The organism is Devosia sp. (genome assembly GCF_028290645.1).
GTDB lineage: Bacteria > Pseudomonadota > Alphaproteobacteria > Rhizobiales > Devosiaceae > Devosia_A.
Genome location: NZ_JAQGJL010000225.1, coordinates 1 through 8,326 on the forward strand (window position 1 = coordinate 1; position 8,326 = coordinate 8,326).

Below are 8,326 nucleotides of genomic sequence, written 5' to 3' on the forward strand. Positions count from 1 at the left end.
CGCGCAATGATCCGCCCCCGCCCGTAAAGCCTCAGGATCAGCGGCGGCCCCTCGATGGCGCAGAACATGATGGTCATCCGCCCGTCGGCCTTCAAATGCGCCGCCGTCTCGTTGCCGCTGCCGGTGCGGTCGAGATAGCAGGCGCTGTTGTCGCCCATCACGCGGAACAGGTCGGTCGAGCGCGGCGAGATGTTGATGCGCGTCCCCGCCGCCGCCGTGGCGGTGAAGAAGAAATGCTGGCGCGAAATGAAGTCGCGCTGGTGCGCATTCAGCGCGGGGAAGTCCTTGGCCATGTCGAGGCCCCTTTCGGCTGGGCGATAGCGTCGGATGAAGTTACATTCCATGCAACTTGCGACGAACTGTTGTGGCTCGAATGGCAGCGCCTGCCGGCTGAGCCGTTAATGACTTCCCACCCCGAGAGCCCCGGCTTTTAACGCATTTTAAGTAATGCCTTAGCCGAATTTTAAGTGCGATGGGCTTACGGTTCGGGATGGGTCAGGTTGAGTAAGTGAGTACAATGACCGTCCAAATGCGTCCTCGTGTAAAGTACGTGATCGGTCCGGATGGTAGTCCGCTGACGATCGCTGACTTGCCTCCCAAAGACACTCGTCGTTGGGTTATTCGCCGCAAGGCCGAAGTCGTCGCCGCTGTTCGCGGTGGGCTGCTCAGCCTTGAGGAAGCCTGCCAGCGTTACACTCTCTCCGTCGACGAGTTCCTCAACTGGCAGGCCGCCATCGACAAACACGGCCTCGCAGGCTTGCGGACGACCTGGATTCAGCACTACCGCGAAGGCTGAGGCCCTCGCACCGCCGACGACGGCCCGCCCGGCAAAGCCGAGGCGGGTTTTTGTCGTCGTCCTGTGCGTGCCGACCCCCACCCCTGTCCCCTCCCCCCGAACAGGGGGAGGGAGACGTCCGCCGCGAAGTCCGTGTGAGGGTCTCCCTCCCCATTCTTAGGGGGAGGGGACAGGGGTGGGGGTCGGCGAGCACCGGACGGCCGGCGGGGTCGCTCAAACCTTCCCCGGAAACACCCGCCAGCGCTTCGGCCGGAAAGCAATGCGCGTCCGCTCGCCCGCCGGATGGTCGAAGGGGAGATCGATTTCCACCCGGTTGGGGTTGCCGCCGACCTCGAGTTCGACGCGGCGCGTGCCGCCGACCCGGCGGGAGGCGGCGACGACGCCGGCGAGCGCGGCCCCGACCCCGTCCTCGACCAGTTCCACGTCGTGCGGGCGGAAGAACAGCGTTGCCTCGCCCGGGGCGTCGGCGGGGGCCGGCAGGCCAATGGCGCGGCCGCCGCTCCACAATTCGCGGTTCTCGACCGCCACCGGGATCGAGCTCGATTCGCCGATGAACGAGAAGACGAAGGGCGAGTTCGGCCGGTCATAGACTTCGTCCGGGGTGCCGACCTGCTCGATCTTGCCCTGGCTCATCACCACCAGCCGGTCGGCCAGCTCCAGCGCCTCTTCCTGGTCATGCGTGACGAACACCGTGGTGTGCCCGGTGCGATCGTGGATCTCGCGCAGCCACTTGCGCAATTCCTTGCGCACCTGCGCGTCGAGCGCCCCGAACGGCTCGTCGAGCAGCAGCACGCGCGGCTCGATGGCGAGCGCGCGGGCCAGCGCCACGCGCTGCCGCTGCCCGCCCGAAAGCTGCTGCGGGAAGCGCTTCTCGAGCCCCGTCAACTGCACCAGGTCGAGCAGCTCCATCGCCCGGCGGCGGATCTCGGCATTGGGCGGGCGCGTCGAACGCGGGCGCACCTTCAGCCCGAACGAGATGTTGTCGAGCACCGTCATGTTGCGGAACAGCGCATAGGCCTGGAACACGAAGCCGACATTGCGCTCCTGCACGGTCTTGCCCGAGGCGTCCTCGTCGCCGAAGAAGATACGGCCGGCGGTGGGCAGCTCGAGCCCGGCAATGAGCCGCAGCAAGGTGGTCTTGCCCGAGCCGGAGGGCCCGAGCAGCGCGATCAGTTCGCTCGACTTCACCTCCAGCGAAACGTCGTTGAGCGCCGGGTAGAGCGAGAATTCCTTGCGGACGGTGTCGACGCGAATATCCAAACCGTGAGGCCTTTCGTCTTTTGGTCCTGTCGCGCGAGAGCGCTGCTAGTGTCGGCGAGTGCCGGCGAGCTCGTCGCCGAAGCGGAACTCGAGGATGGTCTTGAACACCAGCGTCACCAGCGCCAGCATCGCGAGCAGCGATGCGATGGCGAAGGCGGCGGTGAAGTTGTACTCGTTGTAGAGGATTTCGATGTCGAGCGGCATGGTCGTCGTCTTGCCGCGGATATGGCCCGAGACCACCGACACGGCGCCGAACTCGCCCATGGCGCGGGCATTGCAGAGCAGCACGCCGTAGAGCAGCCCCCACTTGATGTTGGGGAGCGTCACCCGCGTAAAAGTCTGCCAGCCGGTGGCGCCCAGCGACAGCGCCGCTTCCTCGTCGACCGAGCCCTGGTCCTCCATCAGCGGGATCAGCTCCCGCGCGATGAACGGGAAGGTGACGAAGATGGTGGCGAGCACAATCCCCGGCACCGCGAAGATGATCTCGATATGGTTGGCCTTGAGGATCGGGCCCAGCGCGCTCTGCGCCCCGAACAGCAGCACATAGACCATCCCCGACACCACCGGCGACACCGAGAACGGCAGGTCGATCAGCGTGATGAGGAAGCTCTTGCCCCAGAACTCGTATTTGGCGACGCACCAGGCCGCCGCGACGCCGAACACCAGGTTGAGCGGCACGGCGATCGCCGCGACCAGCAGCGTCAGCGTGATCGCCGACTGCGAGTTGCGGTCCGAGAACGCCGCGAAATAGGTCTCGGCGCCCTTGCGGAAGGCCTCGACGAAGACCAGCAGCAGCGGCAGCACCAGCACCAGCCCCATGAACACCACGGCGATGCCGATCAGCGTCCGGCGCACCCACGGCCGCTCGGTGGTCGGCCGCGTGTGCTCCTCGGGCGGGACCAGCCGGCGGCTGTCATAGATGACTTCCTCGTCATACATTGCCGAACCTCCGCCGGGCCCAGGCCTGGATCAGGTTGACGACGAGCAGCATGGCGAAAGAGATGATCAGCATGATGCCGGCGATCACCGCCGCACCGGCCTGGTCGAATTCCTCGAGCTTGATGACGATCAGCACCGGGGCGATCTCCGAGATGTTGGGGAGGTTCCCCGCGATGAAGATCACCGAGCCATATTCGCCCACGGCGCGGGCGAAGGCGAGCGCGAAGCCGGTCAGCAGCGCCGGGGTGAGCCGCGGCAGGATCACCTTGGCGATGGTCTGCCAGCGGTTGGCCCCGAGCGTCGCCGCCGCCTCCTCGAGCTCCTGCTCGAACTCCTCGAGCACCGGCTGCACGGTGCGCACGATGAAGGGCAGGCCGACGAAGATCAGCGCGATGACGATGCCGGTCGGGGTGTAGGCGATCTTGAAATTGAGCGAGAACTGCTCGAGCCCGAAGGGCAGCCAGGTCTGCGCGTGCCACCACTGCCAGAGCGGCCCCTTGTCCGAGAACAGCGAGCCGATCCAGCCCTTGGGGGCATAGAGCGTCGAGAGCGCGATGCCCGCCACCGCCGTCGGCAGCGCGAAGGGCAGGTCGACGATGGCATCGAGGATGCGCCGGCCGGGGAATTTGTAGCGCACCAGCACCCAGGCGACGATGACGCCGAACAGCACGTTGACCAGCGCCGCGATCAGCGACGAGCCGAAGCTGATCTCGAGCGCATTGATGGTGCGCGGCGCCGTGGCGATCCGGACGATCTGGGGCCACGGCGTCGTCGCCGCCTTGAGGAACAGGCCGGCGATCGGGATCAGGACGAGGAGGCTGAGATAGAGGATGGTATAGCCGAAGGTCAGCCCGAATCCCGGGATGACGCTGGGCTTCACAAAACTCCACCCCGCTCTCGCGGGGTGGGATGGAACTCTGGTGGCAGCCGCGGTGGATGCCGTTGCCCGAGCGTTACTGCGCAGGGGTGTAGACCTGGTCAAAGATGCCCCCGTCCCCGAAATGCTTGGGCTGCGCCGTCTTCCAGCCGCCGAAAAGCGGATCATCAATAGAGATCAGATCGATCTTTGGGAAGGCCGCGACCAGCGCCGGATCGGTGACCACCGAAGGGTCGGACGGACGGTAGTGGTTCCTCGCGGCGATGGTCTGGCCCTCGGGGGAATAGAGATACTCGAGGTAAGCCTTTGCCAGCGCTTGGGTCCCGTGCGCCTCGACATTCTTGTCGACGATCGCCACCGGCGGTTCGGCGCGGATCGAGGAGGGCGGATAGACGATGTCGAAATTTTCGGCGCCGAATTCGTCGAGCACCAGGTAGGCCTCGTTCTCCCAGGCCAGCAGCACGTCGCCCAGCTCCTTCTGCGCGAAGGTCACGGTCGAGCCGCGCGCGCCGGTATCGAGCACCGGGACGTGCTTGTAGAGCTGCTTGATGAAATCGACGTCCTTGGCTTCGTCGCCGCCGGACGCCTTGTTGGCATAGGCCCAGGCCGCCAGATAGTTCCAGCGCGCGCCGCCCGAGGTCTTGGGGTTGGGCGTGATCACCTCGACGCCGTCCTTCACCAGGTCGCCCCAGTCGGCGATGGCCTTGGGGTTGCCCTTCCTGACGAGGAACACGATGGTCGAGGTGTAGGGGGTCGAGTTGTTGGGGAACTCGGCGCGCCAGTTCTCGTCGATCAGCCCGGACTTGGTGACGATGGCGTTGATGTCGCCCTCGAGCGCCAGGGTGACGACATCGGCGCCGAGCCCGTCGATCACCGCCTGGGCCTGCTTGCCCGAGCCGCCGTGGCTTTGCTCGATGGTGACGTTGCCGCCGGTGGTGTCTTTCCAGTGCTTGGCGAACGCTTCGTTGAACTGCTCGTAGAGCTCGCGGGTCGGATCGTACGAGACGTTGAGCAGCGTCTGGTCCTGCGCCCGGGCCGTCACCGCGCCGGTAAGGGCAAGCGCCGCGACGAGCCCGCCCAGCGCCAGAATTCTGGCCGTTTTCTTCATCATGTCCTCCTGATGAGCAACTACCGTAACTCTACCTTGTTAGTCGGCATTCTCAAGGAAGGGGCGAGTTGCGGCGACATAGCGAAGCGGAAAAGCTTTCTTCGGGAAGGCTACCAGCAGCACCGCCATTGCGCAAACCTCGATTCCCTGCCTGTGGATGAGCATGGCTTTGCGCGGGAGGTGAAACCGCGTTCAGCGGCACATTCAGCAATAAACGCGCTGTGGGGCGGTGGGTTGCAGGGCTGAAGGGGCAGCAGCAGCAGCAGTGCGTGCCGACCCCCACCCCTGTCCCCTCCCCCTAAGAAAGGGGAGGGAGACCAAGACACTGGCGCCGGAGTTGTCGTCTCCTCCTGCTCCGGGGAGGTCCGCACGCGCCGGCCCAGGCAGCGCTACGCCACCTAGACCAGCACGTCCCCGGCCACCACGGCGTCGGCGAGGGTGGTGCGGTCCAGCACTTCGCGGGTGGCGATCGTCACCCGGGCGAAGACGTGGCGGATTTCGCAGGTGGATTCCTCGGCGCAATCGACGCATTTGCGGTAGGCGATCTTCGACAGGCACGGCAGCGGCGCGATCGGGCCGTCGATCAGCCGCAGTACTTCGCCGAACGTCACCTTGTCGGGCGAGCGCAGCAGCACATAGCCGCCGAGCCGGCCGCGCCGGCTCATCACGATGCCGGCGCGCTTGAGCTCGAGCAGGATCTGCTCGAGGAATTTCTTCGGGATCGCCTGGCCGCGCGAGATCTCCGAGATCATGATCGACTCGCCGGCCGGCACCTTGCAGAGCGCCACCAGCGCCCTCAGCGCATATTTTGCCTTCTGCGAAATCATCGCGGGGCCCTGCCTCCGGGCGGCCGCTAACTCGACCGCTACACTAGGATATAGAGCGTCCCGCCTGAAGAAACCACTAGCGCGGGCGATGGAGGCTAGGCCTGCTCCTCTTCAGCCACCGGGGGCGGTACTTCCGGGTTGAAGGGGCTCCCCGGCGTTGTCGCCGGCCTTGCCGGGCGCGGACCGGCCGGCGCCGGCGGCGCTTCTTCGGCCGGGACTTCGGCCGCAGCCTCCGGCGCGCCGTCCAGCGCCTCGAGTTCGGCGATGTCCTCGGGCTCGACCGCATTCTCGTCGGGCCCGACCTCCTCCGGCCCGACCTGTCCATCCGTCTCGGTATCCGGCTCCTCGCCATAGGCCGACACCACGGCCGGGGGTTCGGCGGGGCCGCTGTCGTGGTGCTGCACTGCGGCCTGCGCTGCCTCGATCGCCTCGGCGAGGAGGTTCGGATCGGCCGGGAGCCGCACCGTCGCCGCGGCGGCGAGCGGCCCGAGCACCGACTCCACGGCGTCCGACGCGGTGATCTCGGCCATCGCCTTGCTGTCGCGGGTGAGCACGTCGACCATGCCGAGCCCGATCTCGCGCTCGCCGAGGATCACCATATCGGCGCCAAGATGTGTGAGGTGCTCCTCTTCCTCGTCGGAATGGGCCCGCGCCACGATCAGCACCTTGGGATTGTGCCGGCGCGCCTGCTCCGTCGCCTGCCCGGCTTCGAAGGCGTTGGGGATGGCGATCACCACGGCACGCGCCTGGTCCACATTGGCGAGCCCCAGCACTTTCGAGGTGGCGGCATTGCCGACGACCACTTCGATCCCCATGGCGCGCGCCGCCGCGGCACGGCCCTCCGCATCCTCGACGACGAGGAACGGCGTCTTCGATTCGAGCAGAGCCGCGCCCACCACCGAGCCGACCCGGCCGAAGCCGACGACGATGACGTGGCCGCTCTTTGCGGTCGGCACCTGGGTCGGCTCGGCTTCGGGAGGAACCTCCGATGCCGGCGCGTGCGTGCTGGAGGCGACGAGATCGGGCTCGGTGCGCTCGGCTGGTGCGCCGGCCCCGGCAAAGGCCTCGGCGGGCCGGCCGAAGCGGCTCTCAAGCGTGGGGCGCAGGACGTCGAGCGCGAAGAACAGCACCGGGTTGAGGATGATCGAAATGATCGCGCCGGCAAGGATCAGGTCGCGCGCCTCGGGCGGCATCAGCCCGAGCCCGACGCCCAGCGTTGCGAGGATGAAGGAGAATTCGCCGATCTGCGCGAGGCTCGCCGAGATGGTGAGCGCCGTCGCCACCGGCCGGCGGAAGGCCACGACGATGAGGAAGGCCAGCACCGACTTGCCGATGACGATGATGAACACCGTCGCCAGCACCGGCAGCGGATCGCGCAAGAGGATGGTCGGGTCGAACAGCATGCCGACGGCAACGAAGAACAGCACCGCGAAGGCATCGCGCAGCGGCAGGCTCTCCTGCGCCGCCCGGTGCGACAGCTCGCTTTCGGAGAGGATCATGCCGGCAAAGAACGCCCCGAGCGCCAGCGACACGCCGAAGAGATAGGCGGCGCCCGCCGCGACGCCCAGCGCAATCGCCAGCACCGCCAGCCGGAACAGCTCCCGGCTGCCGGTATGGGCGGTGTAGTGCAGCACCATCGGGATCAGCCGCCGGCCCACCACCAGCATGAAACCGACAAAGGCCGCGAGCTTCACCACCGTGATGCCGAGGATGCCGAAAATTCCGAGTTGCGAGCCGATCAGGCGTTCGACGAAATCGACGAACGGGTCGTGCAGCTCCGCCGCCTCGACGCCGTTTAGGCTGGCGATGGCCGGGATCAGCACCAGCGCCAGCACCATGGCGATGTCCTCGACAATCAGCCAGCCGACCGCGATACGGCCCTTCTCGCTGTCGACCATGTGCCGGTCCTGCAGCGCCTTGAGCAGCACCACGGTGGAGGCGACCGACAGCGCCAGCCCGAAGATCAGCCCGCCGCCGAGGCCCCAGCCGAGCAGCATCGCAAGGCCCAGCCCCATCACCGTGGCCCCGGCGATCTGGACGATCGCGCCGGGCACCGCCAGCGCCCGCACCGAGAGCAGGTCCTTCAGCGAGAAATGCAGCCCGACCCCGAACATCAAGAGGATCACGCCGATCTCGCTGAGCTCGGTGGCGAGCTCCGCATCGCCGACGAAGCCGGGGGTGTGCGGGCCGACCAGCACGCCGGCGATCAGGTATCCGACCAGCGGCGGCAGCCGGAAGCGGTTGGCGATCGCTCCGAAGATGAATGCCAGCACCAGACCCGCAACGATCGTCGAGATCAGGGGCGTACTGTGCGGCATTGGCGATACCTCCGGCGGGATTTACCCTGAAGCTGATTGAGACTGGACAAGATTTGACGATGGGGGAAAGCGCGCCCCGGTGCAACCCAATCAGACCCGGAAAACTGCGGCAAAATCATGGGTGGCGCGTTTTGCAGTGCGGGCGCGATTCCGGATGGTGCGTGTGGACCCCCACCCCTGTCCCCTCCCCCTAAGAATGGG

Annotated in this window: 8 protein-coding genes and 1 pseudogene; 2 read left to right on the top strand and 7 right to left on the bottom strand. The window is 66.7% G+C overall.

Annotated features, from left to right (window positions below; translation table 11 throughout):
* Nucleotides 1-293, bottom strand: a 293-nt coding sequence (locus tag JWQ89_RS12780; RefSeq protein WP_299641602.1) for a pyridoxamine 5'-phosphate oxidase family protein, incomplete at its 3' end; no start/stop codon positions are given.
* A 224-nt stretch (nt 294-517) separates the two neighbouring features.
* On the opposite strand from JWQ89_RS12780, the gene JWQ89_RS12785 reads away from it, so the two are divergent.
* Entirely contained in the window at nt 518-796 is a 279-nt protein-coding gene (locus tag JWQ89_RS12785; RefSeq protein WP_055046067.1) for a DUF1153 domain-containing protein, read from the top strand.
* Between the two features lie 213 nt (nt 797-1,009).
* Here the strand turns inward: JWQ89_RS12785 and JWQ89_RS12790 are convergent, their stop codons facing one another.
* The 4 genes from JWQ89_RS12790 to JWQ89_RS12805 all read right to left on the bottom strand — a co-directional run bounded on the left by JWQ89_RS12790 (nt 1,010) and on the right by JWQ89_RS12805 (nt 4,983).
* Complete coding sequence (locus tag JWQ89_RS12790; protein WP_299641604.1) at nt 1,010-2,056, bottom strand: sulfate/molybdate ABC transporter ATP-binding protein; 1,047 nt, start codon at nt 2,054-2,056, stop codon at nt 1,010-1,012.
* A 45-nt stretch (nt 2,057-2,101) separates the two neighbouring features.
* A complete protein-coding gene (gene cysW, locus JWQ89_RS12795) occupies nt 2,102-2,995 on the bottom strand; it encodes a sulfate ABC transporter permease subunit CysW (protein ID WP_299641606.1) in 894 nt (297 codons plus the stop codon).
* Entirely contained in the window at nt 2,988-3,875 is an 888-nt protein-coding gene (locus JWQ89_RS12800; protein WP_299641608.1) for a sulfate ABC transporter permease subunit CysT, read from the bottom strand. Before JWQ89_RS12800 ends, cysW begins: the two co-directional genes overlap by 8 nt.
* 73 nt (nt 3,876-3,948) lie before the next feature.
* Complete coding sequence (locus JWQ89_RS12805) at nt 3,949-4,983, bottom strand: sulfate ABC transporter substrate-binding protein (protein WP_299641610.1); 1,035 nt, start codon at nt 4,981-4,983, stop codon at nt 3,949-3,951.
* Nucleotides 4,984-4,992: 9 nt separating this feature from the next.
* On the opposite strand from JWQ89_RS12805, the gene JWQ89_RS12810 reads away from it, so the two are divergent.
* Nucleotides 4,993-5,226: a hypothetical protein gene (locus JWQ89_RS12810; RefSeq protein ID WP_299641612.1), complete on the top strand. Its 234-nt coding sequence runs from the start codon at nt 4,993-4,995 to the stop codon at nt 5,224-5,226.
* A 152-nt stretch (nt 5,227-5,378) separates the two neighbouring features.
* On the opposite strand, the gene JWQ89_RS12815 is transcribed toward JWQ89_RS12810, so the two are convergent.
* Entirely contained in the window at nt 5,379-5,807 is a 429-nt protein-coding gene (locus tag JWQ89_RS12815; RefSeq protein ID WP_299641614.1) for an Rrf2 family transcriptional regulator, read from the bottom strand.
* Nucleotides 5,808-6,379: 572 nt separating this feature from the next.
* Nucleotides 6,380-8,125: pseudogene (locus tag JWQ89_RS12820) on the bottom strand (cation:proton antiporter); the annotation flags it as partial.
* Nucleotides 8,126-8,326 lie beyond the last annotated feature (201 nt).